The sequence below is a fragment of the Rhizobium sp. KNZ2-6A genome, from assembly GCF_056755475.1.
On sequence record NZ_JBNDIC010000002.1, the window covers coordinates 36,715 to 60,998 of the forward strand.

23 protein-coding genes are annotated in these 24,284 nt (G+C 59.9%); 11 read left to right on the forward strand and 12 right to left on the reverse strand.

Annotated features, from left to right (window positions below; all coding sequences use genetic code 11):
• Nucleotides 1-21 precede the first annotated feature (21 nt).
• The 4 genes from ACPYOP_RS01655 to ACPYOP_RS01670 form a co-directional block, all read right to left on the reverse strand.
• Nucleotides 22-3,192: an efflux RND transporter permease subunit gene (locus ACPYOP_RS01655; protein ID WP_481408651.1), complete on the reverse strand. Its 3,171-nt coding sequence runs from the start codon at nt 3,190-3,192 to the stop codon at nt 22-24.
• Nucleotides 3,189-4,643: an efflux RND transporter periplasmic adaptor subunit gene (locus tag ACPYOP_RS01660; RefSeq protein ID WP_481408652.1), complete on the reverse strand. Its 1,455-nt coding sequence runs from the start codon at nt 4,641-4,643 to the stop codon at nt 3,189-3,191. The genes ACPYOP_RS01655 and ACPYOP_RS01660 overlap by 4 nt, the downstream gene beginning before the upstream one ends.
• A complete protein-coding gene (locus tag ACPYOP_RS01665; RefSeq protein WP_481408653.1) occupies nt 4,640-5,047 on the reverse strand; it encodes a FixH family protein in 408 nt (135 codons plus the stop codon). Before ACPYOP_RS01665 ends, ACPYOP_RS01660 begins: the two co-directional genes overlap by 4 nt.
• A gap of 126 nt (nt 5,048-5,173) precedes the next feature.
• Nucleotides 5,174-5,533 carry a hypothetical protein gene (locus ACPYOP_RS01670; protein WP_481408654.1) on the reverse strand — a complete coding sequence of 120 codons (360 nt, stop codon included), beginning with the start codon at nt 5,531-5,533 and terminating at the stop codon, nt 5,174-5,176.
• 603 nt (nt 5,534-6,136) lie between these two features.
• Between ACPYOP_RS01670 and ACPYOP_RS01675 the strand changes: the two genes are divergently transcribed.
• A complete protein-coding gene (locus tag ACPYOP_RS01675; RefSeq protein ID WP_481408655.1) occupies nt 6,137-6,727 on the forward strand; it encodes an ankyrin repeat domain-containing protein in 591 nt (196 codons plus the stop codon).
• Between the two features lie 36 nt (nt 6,728-6,763).
• Nucleotides 6,764-7,273 carry a YHS domain-containing (seleno)protein gene (locus ACPYOP_RS01680; protein WP_481408656.1) on the forward strand — a complete coding sequence of 170 codons (510 nt, stop codon included), beginning with the start codon at nt 6,764-6,766 and terminating at the stop codon, nt 7,271-7,273.
• A 2-nt stretch (nt 7,274-7,275) separates the two neighbouring features.
• On the opposite strand, the gene ACPYOP_RS01685 is transcribed toward ACPYOP_RS01680, so the two are convergent.
• The gene (locus ACPYOP_RS01685) at nt 7,276-9,483 is read right to left on the reverse strand and encodes an adenylate/guanylate cyclase domain-containing protein (RefSeq protein ID WP_481408657.1); all 2,208 of its coding nucleotides are present in this window, start codon (nt 9,481-9,483) and stop codon (nt 7,276-7,278) included.
• 414 nt (nt 9,484-9,897) lie between these two features.
• On the opposite strand from ACPYOP_RS01685, the gene ACPYOP_RS01690 reads away from it, so the two are divergent.
• The 9 genes from ACPYOP_RS01690 to ACPYOP_RS01730 all read left to right on the forward strand — a co-directional run bounded on the left by ACPYOP_RS01690 (nt 9,898) and on the right by ACPYOP_RS01730 (nt 18,749).
• Nucleotides 9,898-11,031, forward strand: coding sequence for an ABC transporter substrate-binding protein (locus ACPYOP_RS01690; RefSeq protein WP_481408658.1), 1,134 nt, complete (start codon nt 9,898-9,900; stop codon nt 11,029-11,031).
• Between the two features lie 22 nt (nt 11,032-11,053).
• Nucleotides 11,054-11,980, forward strand: coding sequence for an ABC transporter permease (locus tag ACPYOP_RS01695; protein WP_481408659.1), 927 nt, complete (start codon nt 11,054-11,056; stop codon nt 11,978-11,980).
• The gene (locus tag ACPYOP_RS01700; RefSeq protein ID WP_481408660.1) at nt 11,980-12,795 is read left to right on the forward strand and encodes an ABC transporter permease; all 816 of its coding nucleotides are present in this window, start codon (nt 11,980-11,982) and stop codon (nt 12,793-12,795) included. Before ACPYOP_RS01695 ends, ACPYOP_RS01700 begins: the two co-directional genes overlap by 1 nt.
• A 4-nt stretch (nt 12,796-12,799) precedes the next feature.
• Complete coding sequence (locus ACPYOP_RS01705; protein ID WP_481408661.1) at nt 12,800-13,882, forward strand: ABC transporter ATP-binding protein; 1,083 nt, start codon at nt 12,800-12,802, stop codon at nt 13,880-13,882.
• A 21-nt stretch (nt 13,883-13,903) separates the two neighbouring features.
• Nucleotides 13,904-14,401 (forward strand): nucleoside deaminase, encoded by a 498-nt coding sequence (locus ACPYOP_RS01710; protein WP_481408662.1) that lies wholly within the window; start codon nt 13,904-13,906, stop codon nt 14,399-14,401.
• 85 nt (nt 14,402-14,486) lie between these two features.
• Nucleotides 14,487-15,194 carry a GntR family transcriptional regulator gene (locus ACPYOP_RS01715; RefSeq protein WP_481408855.1) on the forward strand — a complete coding sequence of 236 codons (708 nt, stop codon included), beginning with the start codon at nt 14,487-14,489 and terminating at the stop codon, nt 15,192-15,194.
• A 2-nt stretch (nt 15,195-15,196) separates the two neighbouring features.
• On the forward strand, nt 15,197-15,832 hold the full coding sequence (locus ACPYOP_RS01720; protein ID WP_481408856.1) for a flavin reductase family protein: 636 nt from the start codon (nt 15,197-15,199) through the stop codon (nt 15,830-15,832).
• Nucleotides 15,833-16,075: 243 nt separating this feature from the next.
• Complete coding sequence (locus ACPYOP_RS01725; RefSeq protein WP_481408663.1) at nt 16,076-18,247, forward strand: bifunctional diguanylate cyclase/phosphodiesterase; 2,172 nt, start codon at nt 16,076-16,078, stop codon at nt 18,245-18,247.
• Between the two features lie 196 nt (nt 18,248-18,443).
• Nucleotides 18,444-18,749: a hypothetical protein gene (locus tag ACPYOP_RS01730; protein WP_481408664.1), complete on the forward strand. Its 306-nt coding sequence runs from the start codon at nt 18,444-18,446 to the stop codon at nt 18,747-18,749.
• Between the two features lie 34 nt (nt 18,750-18,783).
• Here the strand turns inward: ACPYOP_RS01730 and ACPYOP_RS01735 are convergent, their stop codons facing one another.
• The 7 genes from ACPYOP_RS01735 to ACPYOP_RS01765 all read right to left on the reverse strand — a co-directional run bounded on the left by ACPYOP_RS01735 (nt 18,784) and on the right by ACPYOP_RS01765 (nt 24,273).
• Complete coding sequence (locus ACPYOP_RS01735; protein ID WP_481408665.1) at nt 18,784-19,050, reverse strand: type II toxin-antitoxin system prevent-host-death family antitoxin; 267 nt, start codon at nt 19,048-19,050, stop codon at nt 18,784-18,786.
• 164 nt (nt 19,051-19,214) lie between these two features.
• Nucleotides 19,215-19,520, reverse strand: a complete 306-nt coding sequence (locus ACPYOP_RS01740) for a hypothetical protein (protein WP_481408666.1) — start codon at nt 19,518-19,520, stop codon at nt 19,215-19,217.
• Between the two features lie 557 nt (nt 19,521-20,077).
• A complete protein-coding gene (locus tag ACPYOP_RS01745) occupies nt 20,078-20,386 on the reverse strand; it encodes a hypothetical protein (protein WP_481408667.1) in 309 nt (102 codons plus the stop codon).
• A gap of 19 nt (nt 20,387-20,405) precedes the next feature.
• Complete coding sequence (locus ACPYOP_RS01750) at nt 20,406-21,110, reverse strand: TfuA-like protein (protein ID WP_481408668.1); 705 nt, start codon at nt 21,108-21,110, stop codon at nt 20,406-20,408.
• Nucleotides 21,107-22,279, reverse strand: a complete 1,173-nt coding sequence (locus tag ACPYOP_RS01755) for a YcaO-like family protein (RefSeq protein ID WP_481408669.1) — start codon at nt 22,277-22,279, stop codon at nt 21,107-21,109. Before ACPYOP_RS01755 ends, ACPYOP_RS01750 begins: the two co-directional genes overlap by 4 nt.
• A gap of 14 nt (nt 22,280-22,293) precedes the next feature.
• On the reverse strand, nt 22,294-22,512 hold the full coding sequence (locus ACPYOP_RS01760) for a hypothetical protein (protein ID WP_149635211.1): 219 nt from the start codon (nt 22,510-22,512) through the stop codon (nt 22,294-22,296).
• A 12-nt stretch (nt 22,513-22,524) separates the two neighbouring features.
• Nucleotides 22,525-24,273: a hypothetical protein gene (locus ACPYOP_RS01765; protein ID WP_481408670.1), complete on the reverse strand. Its 1,749-nt coding sequence runs from the start codon at nt 24,271-24,273 to the stop codon at nt 22,525-22,527.
• Nucleotides 24,274-24,284: the final 11 nt, after the last annotated feature.

The window sequence follows — 24,284 nt, forward strand, 5'->3', positions numbered from 1 at the left end:
ATTCATGATCGTATCCTCCTTTCATTCGGCCGCCTCGAGGCTGCGCTCGTCGTCCTCGATGAACCCGCTCTCCGCGGATGCCGCCGGCAGCCTCCATCCCTTGACGAGGCCGTAGACGGCCGGGATGACGATCAGCGTCAGCAGCGTCGAGGATATCATGCCGCCGATCATCGGCACGGCGATGCGCTGCATGATCTCCGAGCCGGTCCCGGTCCGCCACAGGATCGGCACCAGACCGGCCATGATGGCAACGACAGTCATCATCTTCGGCCGGACGCGCTCGACCGCGCCGACCATGATGGCCCGGTTGAGATCGAACTTCGAGAAGGAACGGCCTTCCTTCCTGCAGGCCTCGCGTTGTTCTTTCATCGCGTGGTCGAGATAGATCAGCATGATCACCCCGGTTTCAGCCGCAACGCCGGCAAGGGCGATGAAGCCGACGGCGACCGCGACCGAGGCGTTGAAGCCCATCCACCACATCAGCCAGATCCCGCCGACCAGCGCGAAGGGCAGCGACAGCATGACGATCATCGTTTCCGTCAGCGACTTGAAGTTCAGGTAGAGCAGCAGGAAGATCAGCGCCAGCGTCAGGGGAACGACGACGGCAAGCCGCGCCTCGGCCCGTTGCAGATATTCGAACTGGCCGCTCCAGGCGACGGAATAGCCGGGCGGCATCTGCACGCTTTTGGCGACCGCCTGCTGGGCTTCGGCGACGTAGCCGCCGAGATCGCGATTGGCGATGTCGACATAGATGTAGACGGCGAGCTGGCCGTTCTCGGTACGGATGGTCGTCGCTCCGCGCGTGAGCTTGACATCGGCCACTTCGCCGAGAGGCACCGTTCCGCCGCCGGGAAGCGATATCTGCACATCGCGGGCGATGGCCTGCGGATCGCTGCGGGAGGCTCTCGGATAGCGGACCGCAACCCCATAGCGTTCCCGGCCTTCGACCGTCGAGGTCACGACCTCGGAGCCAAGCGCCATGCCGATCACATCCTGGACATCCTTGATCGTCAGCCCGTAGCGACCAAGCGCCGTTCGATCGGGAACGATGTCGAGATAGTAGCCGCCGATCACGCGCTCGGCATAGGCACTCGAGGTTCCGGGGATCGTCTTCAGCACGGTCTCGATCTGGCGGGCGATCTTCTCCATCTCGCCGAGATCGGTGCCGTAGACCTTGACCCCGACAGGCGTCCTGATCCCGGTCGATAGCATGTCGATGCGGGCGCGGATCGGCATCGTCCAGGCGTTGGAGACGCCGGGGAATTGCAGGGCTGCATCCATCTCCTGCTTGAGGCTGTCGACGGTCACGCCTGGCCGCCATTGCGATTTCGGCTTTAGCGTGATGATCGTCTCGAACATCTCGGTAGGAGCAGGGTCGGTCGCGGTCAGCGCGCGGCCGGCCTTGCCGAAGACGCTCTGCACCTCGGGGAAGGACTTGATGATGCGGTCCTGCGTCTGCATCAGCTCCGCCGCCTTGGTGACGGAGATGCCGGGTAGCGTCGTCGGCATGTACATCAGCGTGCCCTCGTCCAGATTGGGCATGAACTCGCTGCCGATATGCTGCGCAGGCCAGACGGTCGCGGCTAGGATCAGGACCGCGATGGCGATCGTCAACGTCTTCACCTTCAGCACGCCGGAAATGACCGGACGGTAGAGCCAGATCAAGATGCGGTTCACCGGATTCTTCTGTTCGGGCACGATATGCCCGCGCACGAAGACCACCATCAAAGCCGGTACCAGTGTAACCGACAGCAGTGCGGCGGCGGCCATCGAGAACGTCTTGGTGAAGGCGAGCGGCCCAAACAGGCGGCCCTCCTGCGATTCCAGCGTGAAGATCGGCAGGAACGACACGGTGATGATCAGCAGGCTGAAGAACAGCGCCGGTCCGACCTCGCTTGCCGCCTCGACGAGGATCTCGACGCGCGGCTTGTCCGGCGGCGCGCGCTCCAGATGCTTGTGGGCGTTCTCGATCATGACGATCGCCGCGTCGATCATTGCACCGATGGCAATCGCGATGCCGCCGAGGCTCATGATGTTGGCGCCGAGACCGAGCATCCGCATAGCGATGAAGGCGATCAGGATGCCGACCGGCAGCATGACGATAGCGACGAGCGCACTTCGGACATGCAGGAGGAAGGCGATCGTCACCAGGGCGACGACGATGGATTCCTCCATCAGCGTGCCCTTGAGGGTCTCGATGGCCGCCTCGATCAGGGTCGAGCGGTCGTAGACCGGCACAATCTCGGTGCCTGGCGGCAGGCTGCCCTTGACGTTCTCCATACTCGTCTTGGCATTGTCGATCACGGTGAGCGCGTTTGCGCCGAACCGTTGGAGCACGATACCGCCCGCTACTTCGCCCTCGCCATTGAGTTCGGTGACGCCGCGCCGTTCGTCTGGCACGAGCTCGACCCTGGCGACGTCGGCAAGCCGTAGCGGCACACCGTTCTGGCTCTTCAGCACGATGTTCTCGATGTCGGGGATACCCTTGAGATAACCACGGCCGCGCACCGCGAACTCGAACTCGGACAGCTCGATCGTTCGTCCGCCGATGTCGGTGTTGCTGGCACGCACGGCGCTGGCGACATCGTTTAGCGTAACGCCCTGTGCCTTCAGCCGGGCCGGATCGACGACGATCGAATACTGCTTGACGAAGCCGCCGACGCTGGCGACCTCGGCGACGCCTTCGGACTTCGACACGCCGAAACGCACGACCCAATCCTGCAGGGAGCGCAGCTCGGCGAGCGAAAGTTCCTTGGCGACGAGCGCATATTCGTAGACCCAGCCGACCCCCGTCGCGTCGGGGCCGAGGGTCGGCGTGACGCCCTGCGGTAGGCGGCTCGAAGCCGCGTTTAGATATTCCAGTACACGGCTGCGTGCCCAGTAGGGATCGGTGCCATCGTCGAAGATCACATAGACGAAGGAGACGCCGAAGAAGGAGAAGCCACGCACGACCTTCGACTTGGGAACGGTCAGCATCGACGTCGTTAACGGATAGGTGACCTGGTCCTCGACCACCTGCGGGGCCTGACCAGGATATTCCGTGTAGACGATCACCTGAACGTCGGAGAGGTCGGGAATGGCATCGAGCGGCAGGGAGCGCAGCGCGTAGATGCCGCCGGCCACGGCAAGTGCCGCGCCAACGAAGATCAGGACGAGATTGTGGGCGGACCAGGAGATGACGCGCGAGATCATGGCTTGGCCTCCTTAGGAGTCATGGCGCTGAGCGCCGAGTTCAGATTGCTTTCGGCGTCGAGCAGGAAGTTGGCCGAGACGACCACCTTGTCGCCGGCGGCAACACCCTGCCGGATCTCCGTGCTGTCGTCGCCGCGGACGCCGAGCCTGACGTCCTTCGGTTCGAACCGTCCGTCTCCCTTGTCGAGGAACACGACCTGGCGGTCGCCGGTGTCGATGACGGCGCTGTTTGGAACCGAGACGACGGGGCTTGGAGCGCCTGCTTCGATCTCGACATCCGCATACATATTGGAAAGCAGGACACCGTCCGGATTGGGAAGCTCGATGCGGATCTTGGTCGTGCGCGTCTGCGTGTCTACCTCGGGATAGACGAGGTCTACAGTGCCGTGGAAAGTCCGGCCGGGCAGGCTGCGGATGGTAACCTCGGCCTTCGCGCCTATGCTGACGGAAGCCAGATCGTATTCGGGAACGTCGGCTGTCACCCACATGTCCGAGGTGTCAGCGATACGAAACAGGGTGTCCCCCGACTTTGCCATCATGCCGGCAACAGCCGCACGCTCGAGGACGATACCATCGCGCGGGGCCGTATAGGCCATGCTCGTCGGCACCTGTCTTTTCTGCGCAATATTGTCGATCACCTCCTGCGGAACGCCGAGGTTCTTCAAGCGCAGCGCCGAGCCGGTTTCGTCGTTGCTACGCGAGCCGTTCAGGCCTGCGGCATATTCGGAAGCGGCGGTGGCGATCTCCCTGGAATAGAAGCGGAAGAGCGTCTCGCCCTTGGCGATATGGTCTCCCGTCGTGACGTTCGCGACGTCATCGACGAAGGAATCGGTGCGCATCGAGATGACGCTGACGAGCCGTTCGTCCAGCGCGACGGTACCTGGGACCTCCACCTTGCGGCTAATGCTGGCCATCTCGGCGGTGGCTGTCTTCACGCCTGTGCGCTGCAGTTTGCCGAGCGAAACCTTGACGGTGGAGGCGTCCGGCTGCTCGCCCTCGTAGACAGGGATATAGTCCATCCCCATCGAGTCCTTCTTCGGCACCTTCGAGGTGTCCGGCAGGCCCATCGGATTGCGGTAGTAGAGGATCTTGCCTTTTGCCGGCACGGCCACCGGCTTGTCGTCCGCCACAACAGCGGCAGGCGTGACAGCCGGATTTGCCTCAAAGGACAGATCCTCGCTGGCGTGCACGGGCAGGAAATCCCGGCCATCCTGCGTTTGCTTCGGCACCGCCGAATAAGCGGGGCGACCATCCGGATCGCGGTAATAGATGATCGGCCCCGATCCCGCCGCCGTTGCCGTCGCGGCAGCCGCGACGCTTTCAACACCGACGATCGAGCGAAGCCATGCAAGGTTAGGCAGCGCGATACCACGCTGGCCGACCCAAAGGCCCCCAGCCCCCGCCGCCACGATGGCGACGAGGGTGAGGCCGGTGCGACCGGCGGTTCTCATGGGATAGCCTTGAACTCGAGCTTGTTTTCGAGCGTGTCCGTCTCGCCCTGGACCTTGGCGCCGAGCGACAGGCGCCAGCCGCCGGCCATCGGGATCTGCGCCTTGAAACGGTAGATGCCGGGCTCGACCGATGGCAGCGCCTCGATCGGCTCGGCCATCATCTCCATGCCGTCGGGCGCCATGTCGACGCGTTGTGTGAAGATCACCGCGTCTGGCACCACCTTGCCTGTGCGTTTATCGACGAGGCGCACGGCGATCTCGGCCGCATTGCCTGGCTTGATCTCGTTTTTGACGAGCTGGAATTCATAGTCCCGGATTTGAGCCCAGGCGTTGGGGGAAAGGCCCACGAAAGTCAGGCCGATCAGCGCCGCGGCGACTGCGGGCTTCAAAGTGAAAAGCGTCATTGTTGATTTTCCCAAAATTCATCGTTGCTTCGTGCGGATGCACGAAATGGCTATGGCGCAAAGCCACGTATCCACCGTTCGGCTTTCAGCTAAACGGCATCAAAGTCCCAAAGGGACACGATGAATTCAGGCTCTTGGAGGTCGGTCCGGCGGCGCGCCGATCGTCGGATCGCGCATCCGGTCCCGGTACGGATCGACAGTGGCGCCACGATCAAGACGCAACAAGGCAAACTCCCCATGCGCAAGTCCCGGCACGCATTTGGCCATGCAGAGAGTCGCGAGCGGACAGGACTTCTGGCAGTCGGGCAGAGACTGTTTCTGATCCGGGCAACAGGGCATGTCGTCCGGCATCGCCCCCATGTCCATTGTCTGCATCATCGCCCCAGCCGCCATCGCCGCCGCCGACGGCACAGCCATCGGAGCGGTCAGAAAACCCAGGATCGCAAGGATCGAGAGCAGACGGGCGATGAGGGACCAGAGTCTCATAGTATCAAGGCATCGCACATTGTGCGGCGCAGGGAAAGGCGGCCCAGTTCACGTTTTCGGCAAAATGCCGCAACAAAGGACGGCGGACTTTAGTCCATCCTCCTCGTCTGCCGCTGTCGAAAGACCAGCGACATGGCATGCACGAGACGAAGTAAGAGAGCGCGTTTTCATGGGAACGGGAACGGCCGCTCTTGACGGGACCGAACCGACGGCCCGTCCTCTCGATTTCCCAAGATAACAGGTTTATCGGACCCAAGAGCCGGAGAGCCGGAGAGCCGGAGAGCCGGAGAGCCGGAGAGCCGGAGAGCCGGAGAGCCGGAGAAAGTTGATCAAAATCAGTCTAAACATCCAGCATTTTTCCGTGCGGCCGTTTCAGCATTGTAATATCGACCAGCGCCATTGTAGTTCAGAAATGAGCCCGCGCTTGAGCGTGTCTCCATTTCAGTTATTCTTACCATACGTTGAGTATAGATGCTCGCGACATCTTTACATTGCGACTGCCTAAACTCGATTTAGCGCGATTTCTTGATTATGGTGACGTATTCGTGATACGTTGACTATTCTTTCGCACCGGTGAGGTCGTCCTGTTGGACGAGGTATGCGATGAGGGTCGTCAGCGGATTTATAGCATGCCTTCTACTCTGGACGCCGCTCGTCTATGCAGGGCCGCTGCATGACGCCGCCCGGACCGGCGATCGGGAGCGGGTCGCCCAATTGATCGCGACCGGCATCGATATCGGCGCCCCGAACGAATCCGGTGAACCGCCCCTGCTCATTGCTGCGCTCGCCGGGCAGAAGGATATAGTCGAACTGCTGCTGGCAAACGGCGCCGATATCGAATGCCGCAACAAAGGCGGCCTTACCGCGCTGCACGCCGCCGCCTACGGCGGACATCTCGACGTGGTCGAGCTGCTCGTATCGAAAGGTGCGAAAGTCAATGACGATAAGAACTTCTATCACATGTCGCCGCTGCATGCTGCCGCAGAGGAAGGACAAGCCGATGTGGTAGCCTTCCTGGTGGCGCACAAGGCCGACCTGGAAGCTAAGGAGCGTAACGGCTACACGCCGTTGAGCCAGGCCGGATGGCGATCCCATTGGGATACCGTCACACTGCTGCTGAAAGCTGGAGCGGTCTGCCAGAAGGCTGATCTCGTTGGCGACTGGCTCTTTACCGAATGCACCAAGCGCCGATAGCACCACTTTCACTACCCGAAAAGGGAGGACCGATACATGTCTCGCAAACAGACAGGACCCGTCGCACTGATCCTTGCAGGCCTGGCAATCGCCTTTGCCGCGCCGGTCTGCGCCGAGGAGCCGGTCAACACCGGCTATTTCGGTGATGTCGCGATCAAGGGATACGATCCGGTGGCATATTTCACCGAAAATAGGGCAGCAAAGGGATCCGCGGCTTATTCGTATCGCTGGCTGGGTGCCGAGTGGCATTTCGCCAGCGCCGAGAATCGTGACCTGTTCATCGCCGATCCCGGCAAATACGCGCCGCAATATGGCGGCTATTGCGCAGACGGCGTTTCCTTCGGCACGGTGACCACCAATATCGATCCGAATGCCTGGCGCATCATCGATGGCAAACTCTACCTGAGCTACGATCCGGGCGCCGCCGACGGCTTCGAGAAAAAGCCGACAAAGATCGTCGACTCCAAGAAACACTGGTCGGAAGTCCAGAACACGTTAATTTCGGAAAAAATGCAAAAGGACTGGCAGCACACGCCGGCAGACTGACCTTATGGCGCCGGCGAAAAGAACATCAATGCCTGAGGGGTCACATGGACATATTGGGCGTCGAGCTGTCCGGCGTCCCTGTTCCTATAGACCTGCCCGCAGACCATGCGGTCCAGGAAATAGCCGCTGAACCTCTCGCACAGCCTGTTTCCCTTCACGTCAACCGTACCGGTAATATTGGTATTGGCGCTCCTGTAGGCGGTGTTGCCTGCCTTATCAAAATATTGGACGAAGGTCGTTCCATTCTTGTGTTTTCCGGCCCAGGTCTTTCCGTCGATTAGATCGCGCAGCGCCTTCTCGTCGAGCTGATCGGCGTCGTTCCCGACAAATCCGAAAGGCCAGGCCGGAATGCCCGCAGCCTTCAGCCCGGTCAGGTGATGTTCCAGTTCGGCTGGACGCCAGTAGTCGTAGAGATACCCATAATAGGCGAGATTGCTTTCCGGAAAGAGTTCCAGAAGCTTGGTCTTCTCCGCCGCGCTTCGCACCCGGTCGCCATCAAAGCCATAAGCCGCCGTCAGATATTCACGCGCCGGTTCGGCGTTCGGCAATGCGTCGCGCGCCGCTTCTATAAGGGGGACGGCACGCTTATTGTCTCGCACCGTGTAGAGAACGATGCCCGCCAGTAGCTGGAAGCTCGGCGATGGCGACGGATCGAGCCTGAGTGCCCGGTCGATTTCGGCAATGGCCTCGTGATAGTTTCCCGTTTGGGACAGGATCAGCGCCAGGTTACCTGCGGCTTCAGCGCTGTTCGGCTGAGCCGCCACGGCCCGGTTCGCCGACTCTCGGGCTTCCGCCTCCCTCCCATCGACCAGTTGCAGCAAGGCGAGCACGGTATGAGCGCGCGCATTGTTCGGGTCAAGCTTCAGCGCCTGCCCCGCCGCGTCATAGGCGATCTTGCGCGCCACCGCCGCCGACCAGAGAAAATTGTAATCGTTGCGCCAAACATCGACTGCGACCCGTGCGATCCCGGCATGCGCGTCGGCAAAATTCGGATCGAGGTCGATCGCCTTCTGGTAATAGGAAAGCGTCCGGCGATAGGTCTCCACGTCGCTGTAGAGCAGCCCTTCATGCTCCGCGCGCATGTAATAGTCGTAGGCCTCGAGGTTATCGCTCGGGATCTTCTCGATCTGCGTGCGTTCGCCTTCGTTGAGCTCCACCTTCAGCGCCGAAATGATCTTGCCGGTCACGTCGTCTTGAATTGCAAAGAGATCAGCATACTGCCGGTCATAGCGTTCCCCCCACATGGAGAGCCCTGTCAGCGCGTCGATCAGTTTCACATTGATCCGCAACTGCAGCCCCGCCCGCTGCAGCGTGCCTTCGAGCAGATAGTGCACACCGAGTTCCGCCGCCACATCCTCAGTCTTGCCCGTATCGCCCTTCAACGCAAAGACCGAATGCCTGGCAATGACAAAAAGCCCCGACACTTTGGAAAGTTCGGTAATCAGATCGTCCGTCAGCCCTTCGGCCAGATGATCCTGTTCTGAATCGCCGCTGACGTTGATGAAAGGAAGGACGGCGACCGAAGGCTTATCTGGCAGAGGATAGGCGAAGCGGCGGACGAACGCCGGCGCCTCAGCGATGTCCAGTCGGTGCCAGAGATAAACACCGCCGCCGGCGAGCAGAGATAGTGCGATGACCAGGACCGCGCCGCGGTGTGCACGCTTGGATAATCGCGGCAGCCGGCGGGCCGCAACCGGATCGAAAGCGACTCTGTAGACCCGGATCGGCTCGGCAATGCTCTTGACTTTCTGCCGCCCAAGCGAAACGAAACCGGCATCGATCTTCGTCTTCACCTGATCATAGGTCGTGCCGGAGATGGCGATGCCGCCGGGTTCGGCCAGCGTCTGCATGCGATCGGCAATGTTTACCCCATCGCCGTGAATATCCTCGTCCTCGACGATGATGTCGCCGAGATTAACCCCGATGCGGAACCGCAGCGTCATGGCGTCGCCGGAGGCCGGGTTCTGCCTGGCTTTCTCCCGCTGGATCGCGATCGCGCATTGCAAGGCGTCGACGACGCTATGAAACTCTACGAGCAGGCCGTCGCCCATCGTCTTGACCAGCCGGCCGTGATGTTCGGCGATCCTGGGCTCGATGAGATCATCCAGGTCGGCCTTAAAGCTACGGCGCGTCGCTTCCTCGTCGATCTGGCTCAGGCGGCTGTAGCCTGCGACGTCAGCGATCAGAATTGCTGCAAGACGGCGCTCCATGCCCCTCCCCGCTGACAGCGATGGCCCCTCCGCCGCATCTTACCGCAGGTCGACAGGCGAAGCCATTGGTCGAGGACTATCCCGCATGAGAGACATTCCATGGTTTTGCTCTTGGAGGGATCTGGACCGCCGACACCGCTATTCTCACCCGCTGATTTAGCGCCTCGAGCTTCCATTCACCGCCGATCGCTACACTGCCAGCTGGATTACGCTTATTGCATGCAGTTATTGTATGCATATTTTGATTGCAGTATGCCGCATAATCAGGCGAGCTAGGAAGTTCCGAATCTTCGCTCAGCCTGCTAACAGCCTTATACCATTCCAATCGCTGCATATTTTTCACTTTGATATTTTGGCATGGCACTTGCTTCTGTTATTGCATGCGATTATCGCATGCAATAAGGAGAGACAGAAATGCGCAATTTTTCATTTATGTCCCGCGACATCAGCCGCCGCGGTTTCCTCAAGGCTGGTGCCGCAGGTGCTGCTTTCGCAGCTAGCGGCTCCTGGTCGCCGGCGCGTGCGAGCGATCCGCAGGTCCTGAATTACCTGTCCTGGCCCGGCAATGCCGATCCCTATCTGATCGCCGACTTCGAGAAGGAGAACAACGTCAAAGTCCAGATCAAGGAATATGTCGGCGGCGACCAGATGCTCGCCGTCATCAACCAGTCGCCGCCCGGCTCGTTCGACGTCGTGCTGGCCGACGCGGAATACATGCACCTTTTGCATGAGGCGGATTTCATCGAGGAAATGGACCCGGACGATTATCCGTTCAAGGACTATTGGCCGGAATTCCAGAAGTTCCCGCTGCACTGGTTCGACGGCAAGCTCTACGGCGTGATGACCGACTTCGGCTATCTCGGCCTTTCCTACAACACCAAGGAATTTACCGCCGACGAGGTCAAGTCCTACGCGGCGATGTGGACGGAAAAGGCAAAGGGCAAAGTCGGCTTCTTCGACTGGTACCTGACCTCGATGGGCGCGATCAGCCTTTCGAACGGCAACCGCCCGCCTTTCGACATTGCCGAGGACCATTTCGGCAAGCTCAAGGAAAAGCTGTTCTCGCTGAAGCCACAGGCATCCGGCTTCTACACGATCGCCGACATATTCTCCTCGCTCACCAATGGCCGCGCTCAGCTCATCCCCGGTATCGGCGAATGGATCACGCTCGGTCTCCGTCAGAACGGCGTACCGGTCGACACGATCATTCCGGACGAAGGCGGACTGCAGTGGACGGAATCGCTGTCGATCGTCAAGGGCACGCCGAAGAAGGATCTGGCGCGCAAGTTCATCCAGTACACGACCTCGCCGGAAGGCCAGGTCAAGATGGCGACGAAGGTCGACAACAAGAAATCGATCCCCTCGATCAAAGGCTGGGAACTGCTCGCCAAGACCATGCCAAAGGAAGCAGAAATTCTGCGCCTTGAACTGAACAGGCCGAACGTCATGGACGAGTACAAGGCCAAGAAGATCGCCCTTCGCCAGCTTCCGACACAGCAGTCCATTGAGGACTGGAACGATGTCTGGAGCGAGTTCAAATCCGCCTGATCGGAGAAGGGAACGCTTCAAGATGCATTCAAATCCAACCCAAGCGAAGGTGGTCGCGGTGTCAGGCGGGGATGCAAGCCTTGCCCGGCGCACGGCCGGTTCGCCTGCGGCGGTGCCCGTCATCCTGGGCGTTCCCGTCATCGCCTGGCAGGCCGTGTTCTTCGCGGCCCCGCTCGCTTTCCTTGTAGTCGTCACCTTCTGGACGGTGCGATCGTTCAAGCTGCAGCCGGCCTTTTCCTTCGACAACTGGCAGAAGGTGCTTTCGTCCACACCCTTCCAGAGAGCTCTGGTCTATACGGCCGAGGTATCGGCGCTTTGCGCCGTGCTGACGCTGGTGGTCGCGCTGCCCGTCGCCTATACGATCGCCTATCGCTTGTCCCGCCGGCTCAGGGACCTTGCGGTCGCGGCGCTCGTCGTCCCGGTTTTCTCGAGCTATCTGCTGCGCATCTATGCCTGGCAGATCGTGCTCAGCCCCGGAGGCATCGTCAACAGCCTGACTCGGCTTGTTTTCGGCATCGAGCTGCCTCTGCTCGGCGGACAGTTCTCGCTGCAGATCGGCCTCCTCACCGCGACCCTGCCGGTTGCGGTTCTCATCCTCGTCCTCGCCTTTTCCGGTGTCGACCGGACCCTGATCGAGGCGGCCGCCAATCTTGGATGTCGCCGTGTCCGGGTCATCTGGCATGTCCTGCTGCCAGCGATCCGCAATGCCGTGCTCATGGCGGCCTCGACAGCCTTTCTCATGTCCTTTGGCGATTACATCAGCCCGGTCTTTCTGACAGGCAGCAAGCCACCGACCCTTTCGATCCTGATCGTCGATACCGTCAAATCCGGATCGCAATGGCCGCGCGCCTCGGTGATCGGCGTCAGCATGCTGGCGATCCTCGTTGTCGTTCTCCTTACCCTCAACTGGTTCGGACGAGAACGGCGCAACCGGAAAGGAGCCCGCTGATGCCGGCCAGATCCACGACCCTGCTATCGCGCGGCGCGCAGTATGTTTTCCTGGCTGTGTTCTTCGCTTTCATCGCCACGCCGATGCTGGTGATCATCATCTTCTCGTTCGACCACAACCGTTTCCCGACCATTCCCTGGGGTGGCTTCAGCCTCGAATGGCATCGCGCGGCTTTAGAAGACGGAATGATCCGGTCGGCCTTTTTCAACAGCCTGACGGTTGCCGTATCGACCGCCATGCTGTCCACGCTTCTCGGCTTCGCAGCCGCCTATCTCGATTATCGCTACGTCTTTCGCGGCAAGGCGTTGTTCGGCCTGCTGGTCGCAATACCGCCGGCCGTGCCGGCCAGCATCCTCGGCATGGCCATGCTTGCTTTTCTGTCGCGCCTCGGCCTGTTCGGCAGCACGACGGCGATCGTCGCGTGCCATGTGGCGATTGCCACGTCGTTCTCGATGGCGATCGTGCGGCTGAAGCTTCAGGACTTTCCACGCGATCTGGAGCCCGCGGCCTGGAACCTCGGCGCCTCGCCCTTTGTAACGCTGTTTCGCGTCGTCGTGCCGTTCTGCAAGCCGGCGCTGATCGCATCTTTCTTTCTGACGGCCGCCGTTTCGTTCGACGAATTCCTGATCGCCTGGTTCGTGGGTGGGACGGTCGAGACCTTGCCCGTGCGCATCCTCAATCTCCTGCAGGGTCAAGTTAATCCCAAGATCAATGCCATCGGCACGATCGTTCTCCTCATCAGCATCACGCTGGTGCTGATCGCCCAACGCTTCGTCGGTGTCCGTCCGGGTCGCCGCGCCAATAATGAAGGATGATGCCATGACGGATGCCTTCGTATCCCTGAAAAAGCTCGACATGCGGTATCCCGGCCATCATGCCGTGCGGGGCATCGACCTCGATATCCGGTCTGGCGAGTTCATCGCCCTGATGGGACCCTCCGGCTGCGGCAAGTCCACGACACTGCGGCTGATCGCCGGCCTCGAAGAGCCGACCTCAGGCGAAATCTCCATCGGCGGCAGGCCGATGAACGGGGTTCCGGCCTTCCAGCGCGAGACACCGATGGTCTGGCAGAGCCTCGCGCTTTTTCCGTTCCTGAACGTCGTCGAGAATGTCGAGTTTCCGCTGCGCATGAAGAAGCTCGGCCCGATCGAGCGGCGCAAGCGCGCTATGGAATGGCTGGATCGCATGGGGCTTTCGGCCATGGCCGAGCGCGATATCAGTCAGCTTTCCGGTGGCCAGCGCCAGCGCGTGGCGATCGCTCGTGCACTGGTAACCCAGCCGCCGGTCCTTCTGCTCGACGAGCCGCTCTCGGCGCTCGATGCACATCTCAGGGTCAGAATGCAGACGGAACTTTCGCGGCTGCACAAAGAACTCGGCATCACCTTCATCTACGTCACGCACGCGCAATCGGAGGCTTTTGCGCTCGCCGACCGCATCGTGCTGATGAGCGACGGCCTGATCCAGCAGTCGGGCCGGCCGCAGGACGTCTATCGTGAGCCGGCCAATGCCTTCGTTGCCGAGTTCATGGGAATGAACAATATTCTAACCGGGACCGTCGCGAGCCGCAGCGGCGATCGCGGCGCAATCGAGACGGGCGCGGGGTGTTTCGAAGTGCCCGCCGTGGCGCTGCCCGCCGCCGGCCCGGCAAGTTTTGTTATCGCAGCAGACCGGATCGCGCTGCAAAACAAGGCGCTCCCGGACATCGTCAATCAGATTAGGGGCAATGTCATCGGCATCGAGTTCTTCGGCTCCACCCAGACCGTCTTCGTCGAAGCGGAGGGCTCGGAATTCCGCGTGCAGAAACAGCAGCACGAACTCGATGCCCTCGACCTCGCTCCCGGTCGCGAAGTTTTTCTTACCTGGCAACCCGGCCATGCCTGGGTTTTGCCGCAGCATGCATGAACAGCAAGGAGGAAATGCCTGATGAGTTATCGCGAGGAATTCATGAAACGGGCGGTGGACATATCGCGCCGCGCCCTGAGTGAACCGGGAACCGAACCCTTCGGCGCAGTTGTCGTCAAAGATGGCAAAATCGTCGGCGAAGGTCTCAACCACTCGCTCGCTCATTTCGACCCGACCTCCCATGGCGAGATCGAAGCGATCAAGGATGCATGCCGGACGCTGAAATCCGTCGATCTGACCGGCGCGGACATGTACACCTCCTGCGAGCCGTGCGCAATGTGCGTAGCAACGATGGAAGTTGCAGGCATTTCGCGGTTGTTCTACGCATCGTCCATGGCGCAGGCCGGAAAGGCATTCGAGAAGCTCACGAAGACCGAGCGCCATCCGATCGACGTCGACAAGGTACGTGCCGCCTCGGGTGCCCTGATCGACGATCGCGACATGCCGTCCGAACAGCATCTCGAGGAAGAAGCCACAGGCATCCTCCAAGCCTGGGCAAGAATGAAGAAGGGTCAGTGAAATGAAGCATGCGCAGAGCGGTGCAACGTCGCGGTCGGTCAACGACCCGACCGCAAAAGGCAAAGGCCCGCCGACCATTGAGGACATGACGATGAAGCCCGCGCCCGCGTCACGGACGGAAGCCGTTCAGGAGGCGCTCAGGCAGGCGATCATCGAGCAGAAGCTGAGGCCCGGCGCAAGACTTCCGGAAGACGCGCTCGGGGAAACCTTCGGCACCAGCCGCACCATTGCAAGGGAGGCGCTCGGCCGCCTCGCGGTGGAAGGACTGGTCGATTTGAAACCGAATAAGGGCGCATTCGTCGCCAACCCGACGCTCGAGGAAGGGCGGGATATATTTATGGTCCGCCGAGGGCTGGAGCAAACGGTCACCGGCCTTCTGGCCGGCAGACTGAAAGCCGAGCAGATCACGCAGCTGAAAGCCTTCAACGAGAAGGAGCGCAGCGTTTCAGGCGTAGACGAGAGGGAGTCGATCCGTCTCGCGGGCGAATTCCACCTCCTGCTGGCACGGATGACCGGCAATCAGCTTCTGATCCGCTACGTCACCGAGGTCGTCTCGCGTTGTTCGCTCATCCTAGCCATGTATGGACGGCCGCATTCGGCCGATTGCGGCGTTGACGAACACGCCGAGATCATCGCGGCGCTGGAGTGTGGCGATGCGCCGAAAGCATCGCAGCTGATGGACCATCATCTCGAATCTGTCGCGGGCCGTGCCATGCTCGAAGCTCGGGCGGAGCACGATATCCGCGAGCTCCTGGCACCCTACGCCGCGCGCGTCAAAGGAATGACGGAATGAATATGAATGCACGGGCGCCGGACGACGCGGCCCGCACAAGCTTCGACTTCACCATGCTGTCCGCGCGCGAGCGGTACAAGCTGATGATCGGCTCGATCATCCCGCGTCCGATCGCGCTCGTGACGACGGTCGACGAAGAGGGCCGGTTCAACGCCGCGCCCTTCAGCTTCTTCAACTGCCTGTCGGCCGACCCGCCAATTCTTGCGATCGGCGTCGAAAACAATCCCGACATGTCGTTCAAAGACACCGGTCACAACATCCGCATGACCGAGGTCTTCACCGTCAACATCGTCTCCGTTGCAATCGCCGAGGCGATGCATGTCTGCGGCGCGAAATTTCCGCGGGGGGTGGACGAATTGAAGGAAGCGGGCCTGACAGCGATGCCAGGCAGCAAAGTTGCCTCCCCTTACATTCTGGAGGCTCCGGCCGCCTTCGAGTGCCGGCGGCACGTGACGCTGGAACTGGGAAAATCCCGGCAGATCATCCTGGGTGAAATCTTGTTCGCGCATTATGCCGAAGGCATTGTGGATGAGAGGCTGCATATCGATCCGGCCGGGATTGACGCAATCGCCAGGCTCGGAGGCGATACCTGCTCTACCATTCGCGATCGCTTCGAGATGCTGACCCCGAAGCTCTGACGATGTTGAACATTCTACCGAGTTCCCGGACTCGGTAGACCTGTTGCGCCCGGGAAGAGGTGAGGTCTTGGCTGCAAATTGGGAAAGACCATGTCGGCGGGGACGGCAGGAGGTTTTTAACCACGCCCCTTAATCGCGCTTACACGATCACGTGATAATTCATGTGATGCAGCGCCTTGCGGACATGATGTCTCCTGCAGTCCCCTCCGACATGGTCTTTCACATTCACATCTCGGACCTCTCATGTCGCTCCATCTCGCGGCTGGGCATGTGCGCGCTCAGACCTCTTCCGTATTTGCGGTAACTGCCTGCTTTCTTGCCGTTGCCCTCTTGCTGACAAGCCTGGTGGCGCATGTTGTTGCCACCATGACGCGCTCGATGAATGATATCGATGATGCCCGGGCCGGCCGCGCGGCCGAAGCCGGCATTTCAGCGTTGGTGTCGCGTCTGAGCGCGACCATCAGAGATAACGCCGTATGGGACGATGCCTACAAGGCCATCGGCGCCGAGACTGCTGCTGACTGGGCTTATGCAAACTGGGGTAAGGTCAGCGCGAACTATCCGCTGTATGATGGCGCGATCGTAATCGGCCCGGACGGCGCGTCGCTTTCCGCCTATATCAAAGGCAAGCCGATCCAGCCCGGAGATCTTTTCGGCCACGCGTTCGACCGTCAAATCGAAATCGCCGCCGGCCCGGGCCAGGATCCGATCGTCAATTTCGTGAAGACGGAAAACGGCATTACGCTCGTGGCATCACAGGCCATCCAACCGTACACGCCCGGCGCCGTGCTTCCGAAGCTAAGCGTGCTGAGCTTCACCAAGGACCTGACGTCTGACGTCCTGGACACGCTATCGGACGAACACGAGCTCGAAGGATTGCGCCTTGCGTTCGCGCCCGAACAAGGCCTCCTCAACTGGGCGATCAAGGATATCAATGGCGCGGCGATCGCTTATCTCGTTTGGCCCGGCAAGGCGCCGGGAACTGCGGCGCTGTCCAAGGTTTCTCCTTACATCGTGATGGCACTCATCATTCTTGTCCTTTTCCTCGGCGGCGTTCTTTTGGCCGGCACGTCTGAAGCCCGGCGCCTGCGTCAGCTCGCGCAAACTGCCCACTTCGAAGCCAGCCATGATAGTCTGAGCGGCTTGCTTAACAGACACGGGCTTCTTAACGCGCTGGATAGCATGAACGCATCGGTCGCAGCGCCGCTGTCGCTCTATCTGATCGATCTCGATGGCTTCAAAGCGGTCAACGATGCCTGGGGGCATGCCGTCGGGGACGATTTGATCCGCATGATCGCGCAGGCGCTACCGACCTGCCATCCCGAAATTCTCGCCGCCGCAAGGCTTGGTGGCGATGAATTCGCGCTGGTGCAGGTTGGGCATGCAACGTGCGGCGAGGTGGAAAAAGCCATCCTCGCGCTGTTTGCGGAACCCTTCAAGATCGATGGGCGGACAATCGAGGCGGACGCCAGTATCGGAGCGGCGATCCGTGCGGGAAACGTAGCATCCCTTGAGCTTCTGCGCAGAGCCGACATGGCACTTTATCGCGCCAAGGAAAACGGCAAGGGTCATGCGGTCGAATACAATCTCGGGCTCGATCAGGATCGTCAGCGGATCGCCGAAATGGAAGGCATGTTGAGGCAGGCCATCGACAGCGGCGCAATCGAACCCGTCTTCCAGCCTTTGGTCTCGGCGGCAACAGGCATGACCACCGGTCTCGAAGCTCTCGCGCGCTGGCGTAGTCCGGCTGGAAGCGTCAGCCCCGAAATATTCATCCCGCTTGCGGAAAAATCCGGCCTGATCGATGCCCTTGGCATCCATATGCTCCGAACCTCCATCGCTTGCGCCAAAAACTGGAGCGGCCTGACGCTTTCGGTCAACGTATCGCCAATTCAGCTATGTAATCCGGATTTCGGTACCCAGGTGATCGCTGTCCTGCAGGACTTTGCTTTCGACCCGGCCCGTCTCACCTTGGAGATCACGGAGAGTGTCCTCATTACCAATCCGGATCAGGCGCGGCGCTCGATCAATCAGCTCAAGAGCATCGGCATCCGCTTTGCGCTTGACGACTTCGGATGTGGTTATGCCAGCATCGGCGCATTGCGGCAATTTGGGTTCGACCGCATGAAGATTGACCGCTCGCTGGTATCCAGCGTGGAAGACGGGGGAAATGGCGTTGACGTTCTTCGTGCAACAATCTCCCTTGCAACGGCGCTCGGGATTCCGGTGACTGCGGAAGGTATCGAAACCGCCAATCAAGCAGCGATACTACGCGCCGCCGGCTGCGATCAGCTTCAAGGATATATGGTCGGCAAGCCAGTCCCAGCAGATGAAATCTCACGAAGACTGTTTCGCAAGGATCAGTCATGGGAACATGCGAGCGTCGAACCTAACCGATCTGTCGCGCGCGGGTGATGATAAGAGTTCCAACGCGCGGACGCCCAGACAACCGAGCCATCTCCTTCCATCGCCAGAGGGACACAAGGCTCTCCATTCGAAAGCGAAGCAATCAAAGCAATCGATTGAGGTCCCTGGTTGCGCAAAGTTTGAGTTGACCATCTTTGATGGCGAGGCGACACTTGCAACCCACGGCAAGGCAGGAGGAAAAGCGATGGACGAGCCAGACCGCTGGCGCCATATGGCAAGCGCGCCGAAAGACGGCAGTCGGATTCTTGTCACGATCCGCTCGTCCGAACAGGGGCCGGCAGAAGTTGACCTCGCATATTGGTCGAACGGCGATCAGTTCGGTGCGGAAGGCTGGCGCGCCTCTGATTCCTCGCCCGGCCGCATCGTCGAATATGCCGAGCCGGAATTGAAGTGCTGGATGCCGATGCCCTCGGCCAATCTCAACCGCACCTCGATGCCCTCACCCTGGGAAGGTGATGACGCCCAGCAGCTCGACGGGTCAGGGATTTAGGAACTCGCTACAGCAAGTCATGCGTTGTAACCGCTCACCGGCTCGCCTCGTCGCTATCCGCATAAGCTTCGACGGCGGACTCGAATTCGGCAAGCAAAGCGTCGGACATGGTCTCGATCGTGCCGACTGCCCGGGCATCGGACTGGCGCATGAGGCGTTCATAATCCTTGATGTTGAGCAGCACGAGCCGAGGCTTATTGCGCTGTGTGATCGTGACGGGATGACGAAGCGCCTCGGCGATGATGTCGCCGGATTTGCGCGACAGATCGCTCGTCGTATAAGAACTGATTTGACGTGCCAAGGGATGTTCTCCGCGATCGTGTTGGGTGACCGCAAATATGATCTCTCGTGAGGAGGAAATCCAGCAATTACAGCAATGCTGTAATTGCTGTAAAAAGACGCCGCATCGCCGAACGGTTGTCGATCTCTACCTACAGCTTGCAAAACAAGCGTCGAAATTCAGATCTAACTAATACAAACTTGCCGCTCTGCCTCGCATCGGCCGTAGAGTGACCTCAGTTTGGTCCGTTGGGCATTCGACATGCTCTGGGAAAAATCGCTCAATGCCCAAAACATAGCGATCCGTTCCAGCTGCGTCGGGTTAATCATTCCGCATCGAAACAAGCTGACCAGCGCGGCGGCAAAACCCTCGCGGCTGTATTGAGTGTCGTCGAACCAGCTCTGCCGCGTCACCAAGTCAAATACTCGCTTTATGACTTCAAGCTCGCTTTGCGACAAATCGCCTTGTGCGAGACGTTTCAAGCTTTCCATGATCCTCTCCACCGCGAGACTGCTGGCAACCTCACGTAAGCTTGGCATGAGCAGAGACTGCTAAATGCCGGCTGAGTTCTCCTAAGTTTTCTCCGCCGTTGAGCGTGCCCCCAGAATTTACGGAATGGGCCAGCGCACTCGGCGGTGTGAAGCAGTTGGGTTTCTGCGCCGACAGGCCCGATAGATGATTGTCTTTGCAGGCATGATCGGGGTCATTTCACGATGCCTGTTCACAGCCAAAATCAGAGCCAGTTCAACGAACGGCAGATACCGCAGGCAATCGCGAGCCATGCAACAATAATTGCTCCAAACATCATAAACGCGACCCTCATATTCCCCTGAGGTTCCTTGAAATCCGCAGCGATGCCCCCCAGGTCGGCAGAGCTTATTTTTCTCGCGGGCCATCCCACCCTGGTCAGTATTCTTCTAAGCAAGCCGGCTCTCTTGACGTTTTCGTGTGTCAGCGCGGTATCAATCAAAGACATTGGAAAGACGAGAGCTTGCTGGAGCAATTCCGTTTTTCACGGAGTCCCCGAACCGCTCTATCTCTTTGTTGTCTAGCAATGACCATGCGTATCGCCGACAAGCCCGTTCAGATGCGCGCTGGCGAGCATCGGGAACTCGGCCTCTAAAATCGAAAGAAGGGAGGCTTGCGCTGCCTTTATAAGGAACACGGCCTGCGGCGCATTGAGATCACTCGCGACCCCGCTGGCATACTGCATCATTTTTACAAGCGCCAAGATCTCGCCCGGACGTTCCTGTTCCCCAAAATCACTCACTGTCAAAGCCCCGCCAAAATGATCTGATGGAGCGAGATTGGCATATTTCGATTGACGAGGGGCGTTGCAAAAGCGTTGCACACGCAAAGACTGTATCTACAAGAAACTACATGCGGTAAAATTGTGGGAAGAGCTCGCGCCACAGCGGTGTCGCGTTGAAAGACCAATCCCCCGTGTGTGCCTGCAACGGCGCTTCGGCAAGCGCGCGCATAAGCTCGATCGCATCCTGACGTTTCTGGTCGGTCCACGCTTTTGCGGCAAGTGCCCTTACCTGTTCTGTGTCCATATCGGCGGCTTCGGCAACGCGCTTCCAGGTCCGATCCTTGAAAAATACACTTTGGGCAGCCTGGGAGAGCTGCAGAGCCTCTTGTCTGCCGATAATAGCTTGGTCAATTGCGGTCTCGATTGTCGCATCGACATTGACCAATGGCACCGACAAGGCGGGATAGCCCAATTCCGCTGGGCCATGGAGGAGAGCAACGTCCGCATCCTCCTCACGGCGCCCGGAAGCATAGTCTTCGAAAATCCGGCCAACACCGACCATGCCGTAAGCCTGGCACTCCACCGCGCGAAGCGCTCCCATGCTGGCTGCCCCAAACACCGGAACACCTCGCGATAGGGCGAAGAGCAACTCCTTGTGCCAGACCGGCGCGACGAACTCGAACTGCCCGTCGATAAGGCCGATAGCGGCCGCACCATCCTCAAGGGCTCTCACAACGTCGCCCTGGCATGCCGGCGGTCGTATGACCATCGTGCTGTCAGCATGCACCTTGGCATCGGGCAGGCTCGGGCCTACGAAGATCACTTTCACGGAAACCCCTTTGACAGTGCGCGGCTGCCGAAACGAATTCGGCGATCCCCATCCGGATGCTCGAGCTGCGGCGCGAAAACCTTCACGACCGATGCCGGCAGCCATTCTGGTGCGAGCTCGATTGCATAAAGCTGGTCGATACCGCATCCCGACAGCGTTTTGACAAGATGGGCGAGCGCGCCTTGCGCAGACCCGGCCGGTATCGTCGGCAGATCGTTCAGGTTCGTCGTGCATCGAACCCGAAACGACCGCAGGTGGGCGGGGTCGGCGCGGTGTGAAAACAGTTCCGGCACAAGATCGTCCCTGGCACCGGCGATGAACGTCATCCGAGATTGCACGGCCTCGGAAATCGCCCGGGCAGCGGCCACATCGGGAGACAAGGATGCGCCTGCCCCCATGGTCAAGTCGACATATCTGAGCGCGCCGTCATCCCCTTTCGGCCGCAGCAACGCGACGACGGAGGCAACGGCTAGATCACTCGTCACATCGAAAAGGGCGAGATCGAAGTCCGCCGAGAAAATCTTCTCCAGCATCTCGCGAATAACATCGTCTTCGATGCTGTGCGGATCTATCCGGCGTGCATACCGATACGCCGGCTCGCCAACATTCCAGAGGGCACAAGCATCCCGCTCTATCCGCTCCAGCAGCCCGTGCAGGACGGCCTCGTGCCAATTGTTCCCCGAGGCCAGTCCGTCCGATGAGACCCAAAAGCGTGGACTGACATGCGTTCGGTCAAGATGAATGGCCTCGAAAGGGACGAATATGGAGGCGTTCTTCGCCAGATCGCGGGCTTGAGACCATCTGATCCGTTCAGTGGTCTCTACCGGTTGCGCGCCCATCGCCAGCAGGTCATCCAGGCAATCCATCGGATGGTCGCTTGCGGCAAGCTCATCTTGACTTGCCGTCAACGTTGAACAGTAGGGCTGGGTCGCGACCGATCGCTCGACCGCTTCCATCACCGCGGATGTCTTCGCGGAGATATCGTCAAGACCTTTGCCCTGAGCAATAACGATCGCCCTTGAATTCGGAGCATAGGCACACCAAACGGGAATGCCTATTCGATCGAGGTCGGTCTGGCGGCCGACACGGGTTATGCCAAGCCGGCCCAGATAGGGCCAGACCCTCGAAAGCGTTTCTTCAGGAGGGCACGCTCTAAAGCTGTTTGACACCGATCAATAAGCGCCTAACCCTCATAAAGGCCTGAGGCTGCGGAGCTTGCCGACCTTAACGCCACGGCGAAGTCGACATCTTTCTCCACTCTGACCCCTTTGGCCCGCCAGGATTCAGCCTTCGCCAGATCACCCGACAGCCGCCGCGTGTATCGAACGGCAGTCCCTTTTTCGAGGTCAACCAGCCAGAGCCCTTTTTCGCCTTTAATCCCAATCAGAACTGCACCTGCCATAATTTCTTCCTTTTAAAAGCCGGCCTTCAACAGGCCCTCCCTGTAATGCTCTGTCTGCCACTTTTCCTTGTTTGGAATCATGGACAGCCATGCCTCAAGATCGAAATTCGGGTTGTCGCGCAAAGCGCGCAGTCGATAGATCTTCGCCTTGGCAAGATCCCCCTGCATTGCCCAGCTTGCCGCCGCGAGCCTGCTTGCTGGCCCCGGATCTCTCATCCTGTCCAGATATGCCAATGCTTCTGCATATTCCCCAAGGAAATAGCTGGCTCCTGCCGCAGTCCAATAATAATAGTCCGGGGCAAGCGGATTGAGATCAAGCGCGGTTGCAACCTTCGCCAATGCCGCTTTCGGATTGGCGCCATGGGTGAGACTGTCGGCGTGGCTGCAAATCACATCCGCATAATGCGGGCTGAGGTCCTCGGCATTCGACAAGGCCTCGAGGCTGCCGTCGATATTCCCTCGATAGAGCCGGGCAACGCCGATTTCCTTGAAGCCTCCGGCGAACTGGCTGTCATCACGGATTGCGTCCGCCGCCATTTTCTCCGCTTGATGCAAGAGATCGCCATCGCCGCGAGCCGTCAGAACCCATTCCATCGTCAATGTTCTTGCAATGCCTGCAAGTGCCGCCGCAAAACCCCGCTCGTGTTCGAGCGCCTGCTTGAAATGCTTGCGCGCGCGGCGGACATTCTGAAGGCCCAAGCGGGACAGGCATTGCACGCCCTCGAGATAGGCAAAATAGGCCTCAGGCTTGCAGCTGAAGTCGGAAACTATGTGGTGGAAGGCGCCAACACGCTCGATGATGGAATTCTGGATGGCCGTGGCGATCGCGTTGCGATGTTCCGTTATGGCCGCGCTATCCAGCTGGACGCGCGTTGCCCAGACGATTTCATCCCGCGGCATGAAAATCAGCTGCGCGAAAAGGCTGTCGCCGGTCCTCTTCGTATCAAGCGCATAGACCACATTATGTTGCTTGAGGAGTCCAGCCTTGTCGTTTGAGGAGCGGATCTGTTCGGCGGTATAGGGAGCGACGACGGAGACGCTTCGGTCAATGCAAAGACTGATCGTCAAGTCTTCGATAACGGCATTGGCGACAGATCCGGCTCGCTCCGAATCCTCCAGCGTCTCAGGCGGAAGCAGCGCGATACGCGGCACTAGGTTCTCGGCGGCAGCCGGAATCATATCTTGAGCCGGATGGCTTGAATTCGGATCTTTCGTTCCGCCAATCAACTGACTGTAAGACGTGATTTTCTCGCCGAGCGCCACCCTGACCTCTTCATCGGTCTGGTCCCAGTCCAGCAGAAGCACGGCCGCACGCTTCAGTTCGCCGCGATTTTGGGACCAGGAGGGTTGGCTTATTGTTTTGAAGAATTCCGCCCGCAGCTCCCCTGCGAGCCGTGCCCGGACATCGCGCACCCAGACAGCCAGGGATCCGGCGCCGCTGCCGTAAGCGGGCAGAAAATTCTTGGCAACGGCGTCGGCGAGCGCGCTGAGCCTGGCAAGGCCGGACGTATTTTCGGCAGTATCCAGATCGCACCGCACTGCATCGAAGTTCAATGCGAGGCTCGTCACGGTACCGCTGATCAGCGGCCTGGATGATTTGGACGTCGCAGTCGCCAAACGCAAAAGCGTCGACCTCAAATTGGCGCCGGCGGCCTGAAGATTACCGGGCCAGAGAAAAGCCGCGAGATCCTTCCGTGGCATCGATCGCCGACAATCATAGAGATAGGCAAGCATGAGCAGCGCCTGTTTTGGCACATTCATGCGATCACCCT

Coding starts and splice junctions, on each gene's coding strand:
- ACPYOP_RS01655 (WP_481408651.1), bottom strand. CDS start 3,192: ATGATCTCGCGCGTCATCTCCTGGTCCGCCCACAATCTCGTCCTGATC.
- ACPYOP_RS01660 (WP_481408652.1), bottom strand. CDS start 4,643: ATGAGAACCGCCGGTCGCACCGGCCTCACCCTCGTCGCCATCGTGGCG.
- ACPYOP_RS01665 (WP_481408653.1), bottom strand. CDS start 5,047: ATGACGCTTTTCACTTTGAAGCCCGCAGTCGCCGCGGCGCTGATCGGC.
- ACPYOP_RS01670 (WP_481408654.1), bottom strand. CDS start 5,533: ATGAGACTCTGGTCCCTCATCGCCCGTCTGCTCTCGATCCTTGCGATC.
- ACPYOP_RS01675 (WP_481408655.1), top strand. CDS start 6,137: ATGAGGGTCGTCAGCGGATTTATAGCATGCCTTCTACTCTGGACGCCG.
- ACPYOP_RS01680 (WP_481408656.1), top strand. CDS start 6,764: ATGTCTCGCAAACAGACAGGACCCGTCGCACTGATCCTTGCAGGCCTG.
- ACPYOP_RS01685 (WP_481408657.1), bottom strand. CDS start 9,483: ATGGAGCGCCGTCTTGCAGCAATTCTGATCGCTGACGTCGCAGGCTAC.
- ACPYOP_RS01690 (WP_481408658.1), top strand. CDS start 9,898: ATGCGCAATTTTTCATTTATGTCCCGCGACATCAGCCGCCGCGGTTTC.
- ACPYOP_RS01695 (WP_481408659.1), top strand. CDS start 11,054: ATGCATTCAAATCCAACCCAAGCGAAGGTGGTCGCGGTGTCAGGCGGG.
- ACPYOP_RS01700 (WP_481408660.1), top strand. CDS start 11,980: ATGCCGGCCAGATCCACGACCCTGCTATCGCGCGGCGCGCAGTATGTT.
- ACPYOP_RS01705 (WP_481408661.1), top strand. CDS start 12,800: ATGACGGATGCCTTCGTATCCCTGAAAAAGCTCGACATGCGGTATCCC.
- ACPYOP_RS01710 (WP_481408662.1), top strand. CDS start 13,904: ATGAGTTATCGCGAGGAATTCATGAAACGGGCGGTGGACATATCGCGC.
- ACPYOP_RS01715 (WP_481408855.1), top strand. CDS start 14,487: ATGACGATGAAGCCCGCGCCCGCGTCACGGACGGAAGCCGTTCAGGAG.
- ACPYOP_RS01720 (WP_481408856.1), top strand. CDS start 15,197: ATGAATGCACGGGCGCCGGACGACGCGGCCCGCACAAGCTTCGACTTC.
- ACPYOP_RS01725 (WP_481408663.1), top strand. CDS start 16,076: ATGTCGCTCCATCTCGCGGCTGGGCATGTGCGCGCTCAGACCTCTTCC.
- ACPYOP_RS01730 (WP_481408664.1), top strand. CDS start 18,444: ATGGACGAGCCAGACCGCTGGCGCCATATGGCAAGCGCGCCGAAAGAC.
- ACPYOP_RS01740 (WP_481408666.1), bottom strand. CDS start 19,520: ATGGAAAGCTTGAAACGTCTCGCACAAGGCGATTTGTCGCAAAGCGAG.
- ACPYOP_RS01760 (WP_149635211.1), bottom strand. CDS start 22,512: ATGGCAGGTGCAGTTCTGATTGGGATTAAAGGCGAAAAAGGGCTCTGG.
- ACPYOP_RS01765 (WP_481408670.1), bottom strand. CDS start 24,273: ATGAATGTGCCAAAACAGGCGCTGCTCATGCTTGCCTATCTCTATGAT.